14 protein-coding genes and 1 pseudogene are annotated in these 16,878 nt (G+C 66.5%); 10 read left to right on the top strand and 5 right to left on the bottom strand.

Features of this window, described 5'->3' with window-relative positions:
* Positions 1–43: 43 nt before the first annotated feature.
* Entirely contained in the window at positions 44–2,677 is a 2,634-nt protein-coding gene (locus ABIC94_RS09170; protein WP_354372704.1) for a cation-translocating P-type ATPase, read from the bottom strand.
* A gap of 317 nt (positions 2,678–2,994) precedes the next feature.
* Positions 2,995–4,399: pseudogene (locus ABIC94_RS09175) on the bottom strand (thymidine phosphorylase family protein).
* A gap of 352 nt (positions 4,400–4,751) precedes the next feature.
* On the opposite strand from ABIC94_RS09175, the gene ABIC94_RS09180 reads away from it, so the two are divergent.
* Entirely contained in the window at positions 4,752–5,405 is a 654-nt protein-coding gene (locus ABIC94_RS09180; RefSeq protein WP_354372705.1) for a BON domain-containing protein, read from the top strand.
* A 110-nt stretch (positions 5,406–5,515) separates the two neighbouring features.
* Here the strand turns inward: ABIC94_RS09180 and ABIC94_RS09185 are convergent, their stop codons facing one another.
* Positions 5,516–5,917 carry a hypothetical protein gene (locus tag ABIC94_RS09185; RefSeq protein ID WP_354372706.1) on the bottom strand — a complete coding sequence of 134 codons (402 nt, stop codon included), beginning with the start codon at positions 5,915–5,917 and terminating at the stop codon, positions 5,516–5,518.
* A gap of 213 nt (positions 5,918–6,130) precedes the next feature.
* Here ABIC94_RS09185 and ABIC94_RS09190 point away from each other — a divergent pair, with 213 nt between their 5' ends.
* The 8 genes from ABIC94_RS09190 to ABIC94_RS09225 all read left to right on the top strand — a co-directional run bounded on the left by ABIC94_RS09190 (position 6,131) and on the right by ABIC94_RS09225 (position 13,617).
* Positions 6,131–6,658, top strand: a complete 528-nt coding sequence (locus ABIC94_RS09190) for a flavodoxin family protein (protein WP_354372707.1) — start codon at positions 6,131–6,133, stop codon at positions 6,656–6,658.
* Positions 6,655–8,391, top strand: a complete 1,737-nt coding sequence (locus tag ABIC94_RS09195) for a trypsin-like peptidase domain-containing protein (protein WP_354372708.1) — start codon at positions 6,655–6,657, stop codon at positions 8,389–8,391. Before ABIC94_RS09190 ends, ABIC94_RS09195 begins: the two co-directional genes overlap by 4 nt.
* Positions 8,352–8,564 carry a TraR/DksA family transcriptional regulator gene (locus tag ABIC94_RS09200; RefSeq protein WP_354372709.1) on the top strand — a complete coding sequence of 71 codons (213 nt, stop codon included), beginning with the start codon at positions 8,352–8,354 and terminating at the stop codon, positions 8,562–8,564. The genes ABIC94_RS09195 and ABIC94_RS09200 overlap by 40 nt, the downstream gene beginning before the upstream one ends.
* A 68-nt stretch (positions 8,565–8,632) precedes the next feature.
* Positions 8,633–9,142, top strand: a complete 510-nt coding sequence (locus tag ABIC94_RS09205; protein WP_354372710.1) for a universal stress protein — start codon at positions 8,633–8,635, stop codon at positions 9,140–9,142.
* Between the two features lie 84 nt (positions 9,143–9,226).
* Positions 9,227–11,929 (top strand): bifunctional acetate--CoA ligase family protein/GNAT family N-acetyltransferase, encoded by a 2,703-nt coding sequence (locus ABIC94_RS09210; RefSeq protein WP_354372711.1) that lies wholly within the window; start codon positions 9,227–9,229, stop codon positions 11,927–11,929.
* Positions 11,930–11,966: 37 nt separating this feature from the next.
* A complete protein-coding gene (locus ABIC94_RS09215) occupies positions 11,967–12,572 on the top strand; it encodes a universal stress protein (RefSeq protein WP_354372712.1) in 606 nt (201 codons plus the stop codon).
* Positions 12,569–13,222 carry a BON domain-containing protein gene (locus ABIC94_RS09220; RefSeq protein WP_354372713.1) on the top strand — a complete coding sequence of 218 codons (654 nt, stop codon included), beginning with the start codon at positions 12,569–12,571 and terminating at the stop codon, positions 13,220–13,222. Before ABIC94_RS09215 ends, ABIC94_RS09220 begins: the two co-directional genes overlap by 4 nt.
* 134 nt (positions 13,223–13,356) lie before the next feature.
* Positions 13,357–13,617 (top strand): BON domain-containing protein, encoded by a 261-nt coding sequence (locus tag ABIC94_RS09225; RefSeq protein WP_354372714.1) that lies wholly within the window; start codon positions 13,357–13,359, stop codon positions 13,615–13,617.
* Here the strand turns inward: ABIC94_RS09225 and ABIC94_RS09230 are convergent.
* Both ABIC94_RS09230 and ABIC94_RS09235 read right to left on the bottom strand, forming a co-directional pair.
* The gene (locus ABIC94_RS09230) at positions 13,593–14,945 is read right to left on the bottom strand and encodes an MBL fold metallo-hydrolase (RefSeq protein WP_354372715.1); all 1,353 of its coding nucleotides are present in this window, start codon (positions 14,943–14,945) and stop codon (positions 13,593–13,595) included. The two genes, ABIC94_RS09225 and ABIC94_RS09230, sit on opposite strands and share 25 nt — an antisense overlap.
* A 12-nt stretch (positions 14,946–14,957) precedes the next feature.
* Complete coding sequence (locus ABIC94_RS09235) at positions 14,958–15,773, bottom strand: universal stress protein (protein ID WP_354372716.1); 816 nt, start codon at positions 15,771–15,773, stop codon at positions 14,958–14,960.
* Here ABIC94_RS09235 and ABIC94_RS09240 point away from each other — a divergent pair.
* The gene (locus tag ABIC94_RS09240) at positions 15,682–16,851 is read left to right on the top strand and encodes an SMP-30/gluconolactonase/LRE family protein (RefSeq protein WP_436317967.1); all 1,170 of its coding nucleotides are present in this window, start codon (positions 15,682–15,684) and stop codon (positions 16,849–16,851) included. The genes ABIC94_RS09235 and ABIC94_RS09240 overlap by 92 nt on opposite strands.
* Positions 16,852–16,878: the final 27 nt, after the last annotated feature.

The raw sequence follows: 16,878 nt of genomic DNA on the forward strand, positions 1-16,878 counted from the left end.
TTCCTCCATTTGCAATGCAGGCCTCGCGTCCCATGTATCGGTGTTAGGCGACCACGGCGAGCTGCACCGAAGTTCGAGCCGCCCGACGGCGAACCCACTTTTCGACTTCGACCGCCGCAAAGACCACCACCGCACAGGCCAGGCACAGTGCCAGTTCGCCGGCAGTCAATGCTTCCGTCCGAAACACCGCCTGCAAGGCCGGCACGTAGATCACCGCAAGCTGGAGCGCAAAGGTGGAAAGAACAGCGCCCGCCAGCGGCAAATTACTTCGCAGCCCCTGGGCAAACAGCGAATCGGTCTCCGAGCGAATGGCCAGCACATGCCCCATCTGCGATAGCGTGAGCACCGTGAACACCATGGTCTGCCAGTGCATGCCTGCCTTCAGGGCCCAAGCCTGGATGCCCAGGCACAGCGCCGCGATCAGCAGGCCGACCCACAGCGTGTGTTGCCACAGCCCTCCGGCGAACACGCTTTCGCCCGGCGGGCGGGGTGGCCGCCGCATGACGCCTCGTTCGGCAGGCTCCGCGGCAAGGGCGAGGCCGGGCAGCCCGTCGGTCACCAGGTTCACCCACAGAATGTGCAACGGCAGCAGCGGAATCGGCATGCCCATCAGCGGTGCGAGAAACAAGGTCCAGATCTCGCCGGAGTTCCCGGTCATCGCGTAGCGGATGAACTTGCGGATGTTGTCGAAGATGCGCCGCCCCTCGCGCACGGCCGCCACGATGCTCGCGAAGTTGTCATCGAGCAGCACGAGGCTCGCCGCCTCCCGCGCGACATCGGTGCCGCCCTTCCCCATTGCCACGCCGATGTCCGCCTGCTTGAGCGCGGGCGCGTCATTGACGCCGTCACCGGTCATTGCCACGAATTGCCCCTGGGCCTGAAGTGCCCGGACGATCCGGATCTTTTGCGCTGGATCGACACGCGCATACACGCGCACATCGCGGGCCGCGCGCTGCAACGCCACGTCGTCCATTGCGCTCAGCTCCGCACCGGTGAGCGCCGATGCACCAGCCTCGGCAATACCGAGTTCGCGCGCAATGGCCAATGCCGTCGCAGGATGGTCGCCGGTGATCATCACCGGCGTGATACCCGCGCTGCGGCAATCGGCCACGGCAGCCTTGGCCTGCGGCCGCGGCGGATCGGCCAGCCCGACGAGCCCGAGCAGGACCATGTCGGACTCGACGGCATCGGCAGGCAGGCCTGCAGGATCCTGCCCAAAGGAGCGGCGCGCCACCGCGAGCACGCGCAATCCTTGTGCCGCCATCGCTTGCGCGGCGAACAGGGCTTCGGCACTGTCCAGCGCAAGATCACCCTGCGCCGATGCCACGCGAGTGCAGCGCGGCAGCAGGGTTTCGGGGGCACCCTTGGTCACCACGAGCCAGCTTTCATGCTCACGGTGCAACGTGCTCATGCGTTTGCGCTCCGATTCGAAAGGCCATTCGTGCAAGCGGGCATTCGCCGCACGGACAGCCCCCGGATCGAAACCATCGGCCTGCGCAGCTTCGACCAGTGCGGTCTCGGTCGGGTCCCCCACCCACTCTCCGTGGGCGCCCGCGCTGGCGTCGGTGCACAGCAGCGCGGCACGCCAGATGGCGTCGCGGGAACCGCCGGCAAGGAGATCCACGACCTGAACCCGCATCCGGTTCTGCGTCAGGGTGCCGGTCTTGTCGGAGCAGATCACGCTGACGGAGCCAAGCGTTTCCACGGACGGCAGACGGCGAACGAGCGCATTCACCCTCACCATGCGGCGAGCGCCCAGCGCCAGCAGCACGGTCACCACGGCAGGCAGGGCCTCGGGAATCGCCGCCACAGCGAGACTGATGGCAGTCAATGCCATGAGCAGCACCGGCTCGCCCCGCATCACGCCGATGCTGAAGATCAGTGCGCAGATGCACAGGACCACCAGCGACAGCCGCTTGCCGAACGAGGCCAGGCGCAACTGCAGCGGCGTGCTCCGCTCTTGCGCATCGCGCAACAGTCCGGCCACGCGGCCGAGTTCAGTCTGGGAACCGGTGGCGGTCACCAACCCTTCAGCCCGGCCGTGCGTGACCAGCGTTCCCTTGAACGCCATGTTGAGCCGGTCGCCCAGCGCGTGCGCACTGCCCGAGAGATGCGCTGTGTGTTTCTCCACCGTGACCGATTCCCCGGTCAGCGTCGATTCATCTACCCGCAATTGCGCCGCATCATGCAGGCGGAGATCAGCCGGCACCAGGTTGCCTGCCTCGAGCAGCACCACGTCGCCCGGCACAAGCTGGCTCGTATCCAGGACCTGGGTACGCCCTTCGCGCCGTACTGTCGCGTGCGGACTGGCCAGGCGCTTGAGTGCGTCGAGCGCGCGCTCCGCCCGCCACTCCTGCGCCAGACCGATGACGGCATTGAGCACGACGATGACCGTGATGGCCACGGTGTCCGCCACATCGCCGATGAATCCCGACAGCAGCGCCGCCGCGATCAGTACCAGCACCATGAAATCCCGGAACTGGTCGAGCACGCGCTGAACCAGGCTCCGAGGCGGCGACTCCGGCAGGCTGTTCCTGCCGTGGAGCGCCTGCCGTTGCGTCGCCTGCTCGGTGCTCAGGCCCTTTCGAGGGTCTACCTCCAGATGGGTCGCAAGAGCGTCGACGGGATGCAGGTGTGCATCGCGGACCAGGGCGGAGGCATCTTTCGGGTCGTTCATCTCCATATCGTCCGACGTGGTGGACGATATGGCTTTGAGAATGCGCAAACCGACGCGGAACCTGCGCGTATTCACGGGGCCCGCGTTGAATGCAGGCCGCCACCCGGGCCGCTTGCGGCGTCGCGCCAGCGCGCGTCAATCGAAGCAATGTCTACGGCACTGTCAGTGAGCACCTAGATGGCAAGCGCGCGCAGCGCCGCAGCCGGTCGAAAGTCTCGCGCGTGGCTTCGGGCGTGTAGATCTCGACGCCCTGCTCCGCCGACCGCGCCCCGCTGTCTGTGATGCGACACTGCCGAGCAGTCTTACTCGACCCTGTTTCAGGGCGCAGCCTCAATGCGAACCACAGGCAGTTGCGAGCGCACGAAACTTGATGCGTACTGAAGTTCGCCGAGGCTTTCGGCGTGCAAGGTGAAGGGCGGCTGGCCACGCTCGACTCGGTCCTGCACGCGCACGTGCATCGACGCGCCCGCAGCCGGGTCTCGCGGTGCGCCGGCCAGCTTGGCCATGCGCGCCACCAAGCGGGTGTCGATCCCCGATACCACCCCAGTCGCGGGCGCCGTTACGCAATGTGTGTGGGCTGCTTTTGGCGGTACTCTCAGGCCACCCTGTGCTTCGCAGATGGCGATGAACTTGGCCAGGGCGCGGCCTCCGTCCAACGCCTCGCGTGCCATTGCTCTCCCGGCACCCGGCGGCGCCTTTTCTGCCATTTCAAGAACGAGGCCAGCCAGCAGGAGCGCACGTTCGCGAAGGTCCTCCGGGGCATCAGCGCGACGCTCGAGCACGGCCATCACATCCACCGCCTCGAGTGCGGGGCCAACACCTCTTCCGACCGGTTGGCCGCCATCGGTGAGAACAGTCTGCACTTGCAGCCCCAGAGCGGCGCCGACGGAAGTCAGGCTGCGCGAGAGCTGTTTGGCAGCGGTATCGCTGCGCACTTTGGAGAGCGGGCCGACGGGAATATCGATCAGCACGCGCTGGAACCCATGGCCGCTTTCTTGGACAGGATGGACGCCACCATAAGGCCCTCGCTGTCGATGCCAAGCGGCCGCTCTACGCGTATCAGCATGTCGTCGGCGGGACTGACGCGCATGGCGCTGCCCCATACGACACACCCGCCTTCTCGCTCGACCACCCGGCGCATCGCCGCCAGGTCGAGGTCGACGGGCGCGAGCGTCTCCATCACATCTGCGGAACCGGCCGCCGAGGTAATGGCGCGCGACGACGTCTTGGGCATCACCACACCGCATGCAGCGACGATGGGCACCACCAGCAGCGTGGTGCGGTTGCCCGGCAAGCCGCCGATGCAATGCTTGTCGAGCACGGGCGAGGTGCCCCAGTCGACGCGCTCTCCGACATCGACCATGGCGCGGGTCAGGGCCACGGTCTCGTCCAGGTCGAGACCGCGGCCGGCGCAGACCGTCACGAACGACGCCATGTGGATATCGGCAAGGCGTCCGCGGCTGATGTCGTCCATCAGAGAACGCAGCGCTGCATAGTCCAGGCGGCCTCCGACAGCGCGATCTCGTCGTCGCGCAGCCAGTCGCCGCTCACCTGGTGCAAGATTGCAAACAGATGGCGCCCATTGGCGACCACCTCGACCTGTGCTTGCGACTGGAAACCTTCGGCACGGCAGACAGCGCAGTCGCTACGCATGTAGACCACAGGCTGCTGGTAGGTGTCGATGCCAGCGCGGCGAGCCAGCAGATGGTTGAGTGGCGGCATGGGCGTTCCTTGAAGCAGCAAGCTTGGCAGTCATCACGTGCCCGGAGCTTGACCCGCGTCAAGCCAGCGCCTACCGCGCTCTATCAGCGTCAGGGCGGCGAACCGGCAGCGCGTTAAGCGGAATGCGCAGGCAAGAAACGCCGTTGTCGTCGGGTAGTCGTGGCAGACGTACATCGGCGTCTCGGGCGGCAGGCATTGCTTCCGGGCCGTATTGGCTGATGCAAGGCGCTGGGACGCGCCTGTGCATTGATCCAGCGCAATACAGCCGGACGGCGACGTTTCTACAGTGAATCCACGATCGTCACCGGTTCCGGTGCGGGCCGTTCAACCTCCATTCACTGCAAGGAACACCATGAAAACCGATGCTCAATTGCGAGAAGACATTCAGTCCGAACTGGCTTGGGACCCGTCGTTCGATGCCGCCAATGTCGGCGTGATCGTCAAGGACGGCGTGGTCACCCTGACCGGCCATCTGGCGAGCTTTGCCGAAAAGTACGCCGTTGAACGGGCGGTGCAGCGCGTGCATGGCGTGAAGGCCGTTGCCGTCGAGATCGCGGTCAAGCTCCCGTTCGACAACGAGCGCACCGATGCCGAGGTTGCGACCGCCGCCGAACGCGCGCTCGAATGGAACGTGCTGGTGCCGGACGACAAGATCCGCCCGATGGTGGAAAAGGGCTGGCTGACGCTGAACGGCGAGGTCGAATGGGACTACCAGCGCCGCGCCGCGGAAAGCGCCGTGCGCAACCTGCTGGGCGTGAGAGGCGTATCCAACCTTGTCAGGGTCACGCCCAAGGTCTGCCCCGCCGACGTCGAGAAGAAGATCCATGACGCGCTTGCGCGCCAGGCCGAACGCGAAGCCAAACACCTTGCCGTCACGGTGACCGGATCGCAGGTCACGCTGCGCGGCAAGGTCCACTCCTGGGCCGAGCGCAATGCAGTGCAGGGCGCAGCATGGGCGGCCCCCGGCGTTTCGCTCGTCGTGAACGATCTCGCGGTGGACAATTGACACGCATCGCGCTGGTTACCGGCGGCAAAGGCGGTCGATGCCGCTGAAGCGGCAGCAGAGCAAGGCAAGGCCGCCCCTGCTCTCAAGCAGCCCCGGGCCGTGGCGCCCGCCTATCGCGCAGGCGATTGGAGCTTTTCCCGGTCCGGCATCATCTGCATGGTCATGTCCTTCATGGCCATGCAGCGCTTCATTGTTTCTTCGGACGGGGCCCCGACCTGCGGGCTCGGCGTGGCGCCCATCTGGCACATCGTCGACATCCCGCCTTGCATGGCCTTCATGTGTTCAGCCATCAGCACCTGGCGTTCCTGCGGGGTCTTGGCAGCCATCATCTTTCGGTGCATTTCGCGCATCTGCGCCATCTGCTGATCCGACCTTGTCGTCGCAGGCGAGAGCGCCGCGGACGGATGGTGCAGCAGATGATCTTTGTCCCTCTTGTCCTCTGCGGAGGGCAGCAGGCTGCAGCCGGCCAGGAACAGCAATGCAGCCGAGCCGAGTGTGTGAATGGTGTTCATGGCAAATCCTTGAAGAGTGGGAGCATGCGAGCCGTGTAGTCGCTGCCGCAGATGTTCGCCCGCGTCCGGAGATTCGCCTTGCTCCAGATCAATGCAGCAATGCATCGCGTGCCCCCAGCCCTTGCGACGCCGCTCGCCCGCTTGATCCAACGCAAAGCAGCGACCCGGCATGCGGCCTACATTGATTTCTCCATGAAAACACCTGAGGCAGCCATGAACAAGATCCTCGTGGTCGTTTACTCCTACACCGGCACCTCGCGCAAGGTGGCGGATTTGCTGTGCAGCCAGCAGGGCTGGCCCATGGCCGAGATCGTTGAAACCCGGCCGCGCGCGGGTGCCTCCGGTAGCTTGCGATGCCTGCTCGATTCGGTCTTCCGCCGGCACTCGCCGATCCGCTACAACGGTCCGCGCACGAAGAAGTTCGACGCCGTGGTGCTGGTATCGCCCATCTGGGGACAGCGGCTCGCGGGACCGATGCGCAGCTTCGTCGGCACCCGGCGCAACCACATGCCCGACGTGGCCGTGATCTCGGTCATGGGCGGGCGCGGCGCGCCCAACGCGGTCTCCGAAATCAGCCGGCTGATCGGACGCGCGCCCATTCTCGACGTGGCATTTGCCGCCAGCGAGGTCGACAACGGCAGTTTCGCCACGCGGCTGGAGGCATTCGGCACGGCTGTGCGCAGCGCCGAGGCTGCGCAATCGACAGTGCGGCCCGTCGACCTTTCTCCACAGGCGGCTTGAGCGGATCCCTCGTGCAGCCAATCCAACGTTTCGTCGCCGCCTCTGCGTGCGCCGGCCTGCTTGCGCTCCTCGCCGCATGTGCCGCCGGACCCGCGCCGCTTGCCGCTCCGGCTCTGCGGGCCGAGCCCGCCACCGGGTCGTCTTGGGCCCCGGCTTTTTCCTTGCTCGTCGCAAGCCGCAGCGCTTCGGTGGTCGACATCAGCACGCTGCGCATCGGCCGCGACGAGAGTCCGGAAGACATCGAACTGGAGATCGCGCCCGAGCATGACTTCGCCGACCGCCTGGCCTGGCCGCTGCCGGCCAGCGTGCGGGTCAGCCAGATCCGCGATCTCGCCTCCGGCGTGATCGTCAGCAGCGATGGACTGATCCTCACCAGCGCGCACGTGCTTGCGAATATCGACGAGGCCCAGGTGCGTCTCGACGACGGCCGGCGCTTCACGGCCCGCGTGGTCGGCGCCGACAAGCGCACCGATGTGGGCCTGCTGAAGATCGACGCCGCCGAGCTGCCGGTTGCCCTCATCGGAGATTCCTCGCGGCTGGCTCCGGGCGATTGGGTGGCCGCCATCAGCGCACCGTTCGGCTTTCATGGCAGCGTGACGGCGGGCGTGGTGAGTGCAGTCGACCGCCTGATGGGCGGTGCGGGGAGCGTTCCCTATATCCAGACCGATGTCGCCATCAACCCGGGCAGCTCGGGCAGCCCGCTCTTCGACAGCCGCGGCGAGGTCGTCGGCATCAACTCGATGATCTACAGCGGCAGCGGCGGCTACATGGGCCTCTCGTTCGCGGTGCCGATCAACCTGGCGATGCGGATCGCCACGCAGCTGCGCGCCGGCGGAACCGTGCACCGTGCTCATCTTGGCGCCGAGTTTCAGGAAGTGACGCCCGCGTTGGCCCAGTCCTTCGCCCTGCCCGCGCCCACCGGCGCGCTCGTGGTCCACGTCGATGCGGGCAGCCCGGCGCAAGCCGCCGGTCTTGTGCTGGGCGACGTGGTCACGGCTTTCGACGGCATCCCCGTCATACGACTCACCGATCTGCTGCAGCAGATCGGTGATCGCGTGCCCGGAGACCGCAGTCGGATGGAGGTCTGGCGGCGCGGCGCGCTGCGCACTGTCTGGGTCACGCCGTCGCAGCCGCAGGCCGCCAAGACCGCCCTGCTTGCGCCCGACCCCGCGCCTGAATGGAACGACGGACTTGGGCTCGTGCTTGGAGAAGTGTCCTCCACGCAGAAAGCGCTGCTCCGCATTGACGGCGGGCTGCTGGTGCGCGAAGCCGCCGGGCTCGCGCGCAGCGAGGGTATTCGCGCCGGCGATTTCATCGTGGCGCTCAACGATGTGCTCCTCAACCGCGTCGATCAGTTCAGGCAAGTCCTGTCGCGCATGCCCGCCGGCAAAACGGTCGCGTTGCTGGTAGTGCGTGACAAGCGGGTTGCCTATGTCGCGGTGCGGCTGCCGGATCCTATCCCCTCCGGCCGAACCCCCCCTTTGTTCCAACACCAATTTCAAAGAGGACACCATGAAACACCTGAGCGACGCCGATCGCCACGCATTGGCCACGAAACTCGAGGCCATGAAAGGCCAGGTACTGGCGGAACTCCGCGAAAGCGCATCCGGGGCGCAGGCAGGCTTGCTCGAGGGCGCGCACGAAGTGCGAAGCCACGCCGGCCGATGAAGCCGAGACAGCACGCCAGAACGATGTGCGCTTTGCCGAGATCGAGGTCGACCGCGTGCGGTTGAGCGAGATCGAGCAGGCGCAGCAGCGCATGGGCGACGGTCGCTATGGCATCTGCGTGGACTGCGGCGAAGACATCCCGCGCGAACGCCTGCTGGCGCGGCCCATGGCCATCCGCTGCGCATCGTGTCAGGCCGCCGCAGAGTTGCATCGGCGCCGCCACGATGCCGCCATTTGATAGATATCAAGCGCCGGCTCGTGCGCACCCCGGATACTGATCACCGAATCACTGCCAGCGAGGCCGCCATGTACCAGCGAATTCTTGTTCCTATCGACGGAAGCTCGACATCCAGCCACGGCCTGGATGAGGCAATTCGCCTTGCCAAGGTCACGCAGGGGCGCTTGCGGCTGATGCACGTCATCGACGAGCTTTCTTTTGCGCTGGCGATGGATGCCTACTCGGGCTACACCGGCGATTGGCTCGCCCAGTTACGCGCCGCTGGCAGCAAGCTGCTCGAGGAGGCCAGGGCGAAGGCCACGGCCGCGGGCGTGGAGGCCGAATGCCTGCTCTGCGACACCTTCCGGGGGGCGGTCGCCGAGCGCGTCGTGAGTGACGCGGCCGCCTGGCCGGCGGATCTGATCGTGCTGGGAACGCACGGTCGCCGCGGACTCGGTCGCATGGTGATGGGCAGCAGCGCGGAGCTCATTCTGCGACACGCCACCGTTCCGGTGTTATTGATTCGCGCACCCGAAGTGCAGGCAAAGGCCGAGGCCGCCCGTTTCACGCTGCCGAGCGGTCTCGTCGCCAACCAGTAGTCCTGCCGCTCGGCAGGTGTACATCCGGGTGCCTTGGTCCGCGGGAACAGGCTCAAGTCCCACCCGATCGTCCCGGAGACCCCTTTGAGCATCCGCTATCTCGACCGCCTGCTGTCGCCTGCATCCGTCGCCGTATTCGGCGCGTCGACCCGCCCTGGCAGCGTCGGCGCCACGGTCTGGCGCAACCTGCGCGCCGGCGCCTTTACCGGGCCCATCTACGGCGTGAACCCGAAGCATTCGATGCTGGACGGCGTGCCCGTCTACGCCAGGGCCTCGCAGCTGCCCGCGGCGCCGGACCTTGCTGTCATCTGCACGCCGTCGCACACGGTGGCCGGCCTGATCGGGGAACTTGGCGCGCTCGGCACCCGGGCCGTCGTGGTCGTGACCGGGGGCCTCAGCGCCGAACAGAAGCAGACAGCGCTGGACGCCGCGCGCCCGCACATGGTCCGGCTGCTGGGGCCCAATTGCATCGGCTTGCTCAACCCGCACATCGGTCTGAACGCCAGCTTTGCCCATTGCGACGCATTGGCCGGAGACATCGCCTTCGTGTCGCAATCCGGCGCACTCGTGACGGCGGTGCTCGACTGGACGCGCAGCCGCGGCGTCGGCCTCTCGCGACTGGTGTCGCTTGGCGATCATTGCGACGTCGACTTTGGCGACCTGCTCGACCACCTGGCCAACGACGCACAGACACGGTCGATCCTGCTGTATGTCGAAGCGATCGAATCGCCTCGCAAGTTCATGTCGGCCGCGCGGGCGGCTGCACGCAACAAGCCCGTGATCATCGTCAAGGCCGGCCGCGCCGGCAACGGCGTGAAGGCCGCCGCGTCGCACACCGGCGCACTGGCCGGCTCCGACGCGGTGTATGACGCCGCCATCCGGCGCGCAGGGATGCTGCGCGTGGACACCTTGCAGGAACTGTTTCTCGCCGCCGAAACGCTGGCGCGCTTCCGCACCAACCGCAGCACCGAACTCACGATCATGACCAACGGCGGCGGCGCCGGCGTCATGGCGGCCGACGCGGCCGCACGCTCCGGCGTTGCGCTCGCGGAGCCCGGCACGGCGCTGTTGGCTCGGCTCGATGCCGTGCTGCCGCCCAACTGGTCGCGCGCCAACCCGATCGACATCATTGGCGATGCGCCGGTGCAGCGCTACGTCGACACGCTTTCGGCCCTGCTTGCGGATCCCGGCACGGGTGCGGTGCTCTTCGTGCATGCGCCCACGGCCATCGTGCGCAGCGAAGACATCGCGCGCGCCTGCCTGCCGCTGGTGCGCGGCCACACCTCCCGCATGATGAGCGCCTGGCTCGGCGATGCAGCGGTTGCGCAGGCACGCAAGCTTTTCGAAGACGCAGGCGTGGCCGACTACGCCACGCCCGAGGAAGCGGTGCGCGCTTTTTCGATGCTGCAGACCTACCGGCACAACCAGGAGATCCTGACCGAGACGCCGGAAGCCAGCCAGAGCCCTGCGCCCGATGCGGCTGCGGCCCGCGGCCTGCTGGAAAGCGCCATGGCCGAAGGCCGCGAGTGGCTGGGCGAACAGGAGGCCAAGGCGCTCTTGAAGGCCTACGGCATCGACACCGTTCCCACCGCTGCGGTGGCCGCTTCGGCCGATTCCGCCGCCGCGACCGCGCGCGATCTGGGGTACCCGGTCGCGTTGAAAATCCTGTCGCGCGATATCACGCACAAGTCGGACGTGGGCGGCGTGCGGCTCGCCCTGGCGGACGAAGCGGCGCTGCGGGATGCCGTGAGGACCATGCAGGAGGCGGTCGCCGCGGCACGGCCCGGCGCACGCATCGACGGATTCACGGTGCAGCCGATGGTACGGCGGCCCCATGCGCAGGAAGTGATCGTCGGCGCCAGCATCGACAGCGTCTTCGGCCCGGTGATCCTGTGCGGCCAGGGTGGCACCGCGGTCGAGGTGATCGCCGACAGCGCGATCGCGCTGCCGCCGCTCAACCGGGCGCTGGCGGGTGAACTGGTAGCGCGCACCCGCGTTTCGCGCCTGCTGGCCGGCTACCGCGACCACCCGCCCGCCAAGATCGACGCACTCTATGACGTGCTGATGGCGGTGTCCCAAATGCTGGCGGATCTGCCGCAACTGGCCGAACTCGACATCAACCCGCTTTGGGTCGACGAGCACGGTGCCCTTGCGCTGGATGCGCGCGCGCGGATTTCGATGACGCCGGTGGCGGGTGCCGAGCGGTTTTCGATCCTGCCCTACCCCACGCAATGGGTCAGCAAGCAGGATTGGAACGGCCGCTCGATTGTGGTGCGGCCCATTCGCCCCGAAGACGAAGCACAGCACCGGCGCTTCCTCGAGTCGCTCGACCCCGAAGACATCCGCATGCGGGTCTTCCACAGCCGCAGCGAGTTGCCGCGCAGCGAACTCGCACGGCTGACCCAGATCGACTATGACCGAGAGATGGCCTTCATCGCCGAAGCGCGCGACGAGACCGGCGGAACGGAAACGCTGGGCGTGGCGCGAACGGTGAGCGATCCTGACAACGTGGAAGCCGAGTTCGCGATCGTGGTGCGCTCCGACCTCAAGGGCCAGGGGCTGGGCACGCTGCTGTTCGAGCGGCTCATCGAGCACGCGAAGCATCGCGGCCTCGAACGGCTTGTAGGCCTGGTGCTGCGCGAGAACACTCGCATGCTGAAGCTGTCGCGCGCCATGGGTTTCGAGGCTGATACCGCCGAGCCCGTGGACTCTGGGCTGCGGCGCATGGTCCGGAACCTGGCCGACACGAAACCGGAAATCGCGCGCCAGGCCCAGGGCACGCGTTGAAGCATCGGGCGGCGCGCAGCTGCTCCTTGCCGCTGGCTTGACGTGGCGCAAGCCCGCATCTGCGGTCCGGCCGAAAAATCGAAGCGTTCGCCTGCCGGCCGGAGGCGAACGCCCCTTCGTCCGGCCAAAGGAAGACAACGCCATGTACCACCGCATTCTTGTTCCTATCGACGGCAGTCCCACTGCGGAGCGCGGCCTGCGCGAGGCCATCCGGCTGGCGGCAGAACACAAAGGAAAGTTGCGCCTGTTGCACGTCGTCGACGACCTTCCGGGGCTGATGGAAATGTCGACCGTCGCCAATTTCGAAGCCGGCCTGCAGAAGATGCGCGACTACGGGGCGTCCGTGCTGGCGGCCGGCAAGGCTGCTGCGTCTCGCTCGGAAGTGGAGACCGACACCATCCTGCGCGAAGTCACGCGCGGCAGGATTGCCGACGTCGTGATCGAAGAGGCCAAGAAGGCCGCCTGCGATCTTGTCGTGATGGGTACCCACGGGCGGCGCGGCTTCAGCCGGCTTGCGCTCGGAAGCGACGCGGATCTCGTGGTGCGCGGCAGCCCGGTGCCGGTTCTACTCGTGCGCCAGGAATCCGTCGGTCAACCGGCTTCATGCTGCGCAGAGGCAGCCCAGGAAACGGAAAACCGATGAAGCCCGACGCACAGCTCCGGGCAGACATTCAGGCCGAACTGGAATGGGACCCGGCGGTGACCGCTGAAGACGTTGGCGTCATCGTCAATCATGGCGTTGTCACGCTGACGGGTCATCTCCGCAGCTACGCAGAGAAGCTCGCGGCCGAACGCGCCGCATTGCGAGTCAGCGGCGTGAAGGCGCTGGCCATTGAAACCTCGGTCAAGCTGGCCGCCGGATTCGAACGCACCGATGCCGACCTGGCCCAGGCCGTCGAACATGCGCTCGAATGGAACGTGCAGGTGCCCCGAAGCACGATCAAACCCATGCTGGAAGGCGGCTGGGTCACGCTGACCGGCGAAGTCGACTGGGACTACCAGCGCCGCGCAGCCGAAGCCACGGTTCGCAACCTGCTGGGCGTCACCGGAATCACAAACCTGGTAGGGATCAAGCCGCTCCTGCGTTCCGCCGACGTGGAGCGGCAGGTGCAGGACGCGCTCATCCGTGCCTTTCATGGCAAGCCACGGCAAATTGCCATCGACGTGAACGGCTCGCAACTCGTGCTCCGGGGCAAGGTGCGGTCGTGGAAGGAATTCGAGGCCGTGCGCAATGCCGCGTGGTCGACGCCGGGAATCGTCTCCGTAGTCAACGAACTGGCTGTCGAAGCCTGAGGAACACCACCATGCAAACGATGAAAACATCAACACGGTGCTGGACCGCATGCGGCAGGGCCGGATCGAGGGCCGCGTCGTGATGCGGATAGCAGATGCGGAGTAAAGAGTCTCTCATTTCCGAAAGGATCAACATGGACCCCGATATCCAACTCAGACACGAGGTCTTCGCCCAACTGAACTGGGACCCCTCGGTATTTGGATGCGACGTCGACGTGCGCGTGAAGAACGGTGTGGTCACGCTACAGGGAAAGCTGGCCAGCGAGGCTTTGAAAGCTGCCGTAGAGCGCGCCGTTCGACGCGCGGAAGGCATTGCCACCATCGTGAACCGGTTGACCACGGCAGAGCCGGCGGCGACAGCCGCCATACCTCACAGATCCTGCGACTCCCGATAGTCGGGCACTGTGCAAGGCCAGCCGTAGCGCTCCTGGATGGCCAGCCGCAGCGCATCGGCGGCCACCGGCTCGCCATGCGTCACGAACACCCGGCGCGGCGACTTCTGCGGCGCCAGCCAGGCAAGCAGTTGCTCGCGATCAGCGTGGGCGGACAGGGTTTCCAGGTTTGCCACTTCGGCGCGCACAGGCACGTAGGTGCCATGGATCTTCACTGAATCGGCGCCGCCCAGCAGCGTTGCGCCGCGTGTGCCCGCGGCCTGGAAGCCCGCGAACAGAATCGTGTTCCTCGCATCGGGCGCATAGGCCTTCAGGTGATGCAGCACGCGGCCGCCCGTCGCCATGCCGCTGGCCGATACGATGATCGACGGATAGCTCAGCCTGTTCAGGCGTTTGGACTCTTCGATGGTGTTGACGATGATCGTGCGGCCGCTCATGTCTGCGCATTGCTCGGCGCTCATGCGGTGCTCGTCGAGGTGCGCCTTGTACAGGCGCGTGGCGTCCGCGGCCATCGGGCTGTTGAGGTACACCGGCATGTCCGGAATGCGCCCCTCGCGCTTGAGCATCTGGATGCAATGCAGCAGCGTTTGCGCCCGCCCCACGGCAAAGGCCGGCACCACCAGCACCCCGCCGCGCGCGGCCGTGCGGTTGATCACGCCCGCCAACTCGGCAAGCGTGTCCGCCTCCGGGTGCAGTCGATTGCCATAGGTGGACTCCACCACCACGTAGTCCGCAGGGGCGGCCTCTTGCGGTGGCCTCATCACCAAGTCGTCGCTGCGGCCCAGGTCGCCGGAGAAGAGGATGCTGCCTTCGTTCCACCCAACGCGCAGGCTGGCCGCGCCGAGGATGTGGCCGGCGCGGATCAACCGCCATGACCAGCCCGGCCAGGGCGAGCACTCCTCTTCGAACGAAACGCATTCGAAGCGCTTCAGCGCGGCGCGCGCGTCCTGCTCGGTGTAGAGCGGCAGCGCCGGCTTGTGCTTTGAAAATCCGTGGCGATTGGCAAAGTCGGTTTCTTCTTCCTGCAGGCGGCCCGAATCAGGAAGCAGCAGTTCGCACAGCTCGCGCGTGGCCGCCGTGCAATACACCTTGCCCTTGAAGCCGAGCTTCACCAGGCGCGGCACGAAGCCGCCGTGGTCCATGTGGGCATGGGTCAGCAGCACGGCGTCGATGGCCGAGGCGTCGAAAGGCAGCGCGTCCCAGTTGCGCAGACGCAGCTGCTTCAGCCCCTGGAACAACCCGCAGTCGACCAGTAGCCTCTTGCCGCTGTGAGTCAACAGATATTTGGAACCGGTCACGGTGCCGGTGCCGCCGAGAAAGTCGATGCGCATGGTGGCCCGCCTTCAATGCGACAGCAGCACAGGCAAGGTCATCGTCTCGAGAATGGTTCGCGTGGCGCCGCCCAGGATCCATTCGCGTGCACGGCTATGGCCGTAGCAACCCATCACAAGAAGGTCTGCGCCCAGGACAGCGGCCATCGACAGCAGCTTGTTGCGGCGCATGGCGGGCAAAGCCCCGTGGCGAGTCGCTCTGCGGCTCGGCCCACCGCATGCGAGGCGAGCCCGCCGCGTGAACCGTAAAAGTGGCGCGCGCGCGGCCTTGTCACTCGCACGCATGATCGCGATGGCCTCCGCCGCGCCTTCCAACGCGAAGGGATAACGCATGATTGCCGACATGGTGCAAGGCATGGCCGTGACCCGCGCGCCGAATGCTTCGGCCAGGCTGCGCGCAAGCTGGAGGCGCTGCGCCGTGCGGGCCGAGCCGTCGAGATGCAAGAGGATCGATTTCGGGGTCTGCATGGACGCTCCTTCGAAGAAGATGGGCATATCCGCAGACCTTAGGCCTCCCAATCGATGCGAACCTTGCGCAGAATCAACCCCCGATGCAGCTCTATGCAGCATCGGGGCAATCTGGTGCAGCCTCAGAGAAGCGCGTAGCATGCGACCGGTTTTTGCGGCCTCGCTTTCAGCGGCTTCTTCCTTCGTTTTCATGGAGTGATCAGTGGCACAAGAAAAAGTCGATCCAGGATTGAATAGTTCGGTACTACGCCGAAAGCTTCTTGGGGGCGTGGGAGCCGCGGTAGGCGCCTCCTTCGTCTTTCCGCGATGGACGCACGCGCAAGCCCCCTCCGGCAAGCCGGTTGCGCCGCCCAGCACCATCACCCAGCCGCCGCGCGACTTCGGCCCAGGCGGGGCCCCGACCACCTACTTCACCGACCCCGACGTGCTCACCGTCGATCCGGCTTTCGATGGCCTGCGCCAGCCCAACGCCCCCATCCAGCGGCTGTGGACCGGTGCACTGTGGTCCGAAGGGCCGGCGTGGAATTCGGTCGGCCGCTTTCTGGTGTGGAGCGACATACCGAACAATCGCCAGATGCGCTGGAGCGAGGACGACGGCCACGTCAGCGTGTTCCGCGCGCCTTCGAACAACAGCAACGGCAACTCCTTCGACTACCAGGGAAGGCAGCTGTCCTGCGAGCACCTGACGCGGCGCGTGGTGCGCTACGAGCTCGACGGCTCGGTGACCATCCTCGCCTCGAGCTTCAACGGCAAGCGGCTCAACTCGCCCAACGACATCGTCCCTCACCCCGATGGCAGCTACTGGTTCACCGATCCGCCCTACGGCGCCCAGCTCTACGAGGGCACGGTCGATGCCGCGGGCGGGCCCGCGAACAAGGCCGGCCGGCTGAATCCGAGGCTCGGGCAACCGCCCGAGATCGGCTCGTACAAGCGCGAACTGCCGACCGCGGTCTACCGCCTGGACAAGAGCGGCACGCTGACGCAGGTCGCCGGCGAAGATCTGGTGCCGGACCCGAACGGCCTGTGCTTTTCGCCCGACTTCAAGAAGCTCTACATCGTCAGCACCGGTCAGGGACCGGGCGACACCATTGCCGGCGGCAAGGGCGACATGTATGTGTTCGATGTGGGCCCGGACAACAAGCTCAGCAACGGCAAGCTCTTCAGCAACTTCATGGTCGACGGCGTGAAATGCGGGCCCGACGGCGTGCGCGCCGACGTCGACGGCAACCTGTGGTGCTCCAGCAATGCGGGCCGCAGCGTGGGCTACAGCGGCGTTACCGTATGGACGCCGCAAGGCCGGCTCATCGGGCGTATCCGCCTGCCGGAAGTCTGCGGCAACGTGTGCTTCGGCGGCCCCAAGCGCAACCGCCTGTTCATGGCGGCCAGCCAGTCGCTGTATGCCGTCTACACGGCCACGCAGGGCGCGGCGCCGGGCTAGGCGCTACTCGAGGTCTGAACGAACAAC

This window comes from Variovorax paradoxus, from assembly GCF_040544635.1.
Taxonomy (GTDB): Bacteria; Pseudomonadota; Gammaproteobacteria; order Burkholderiales; family Burkholderiaceae_C; genus Variovorax; species Variovorax paradoxus_R.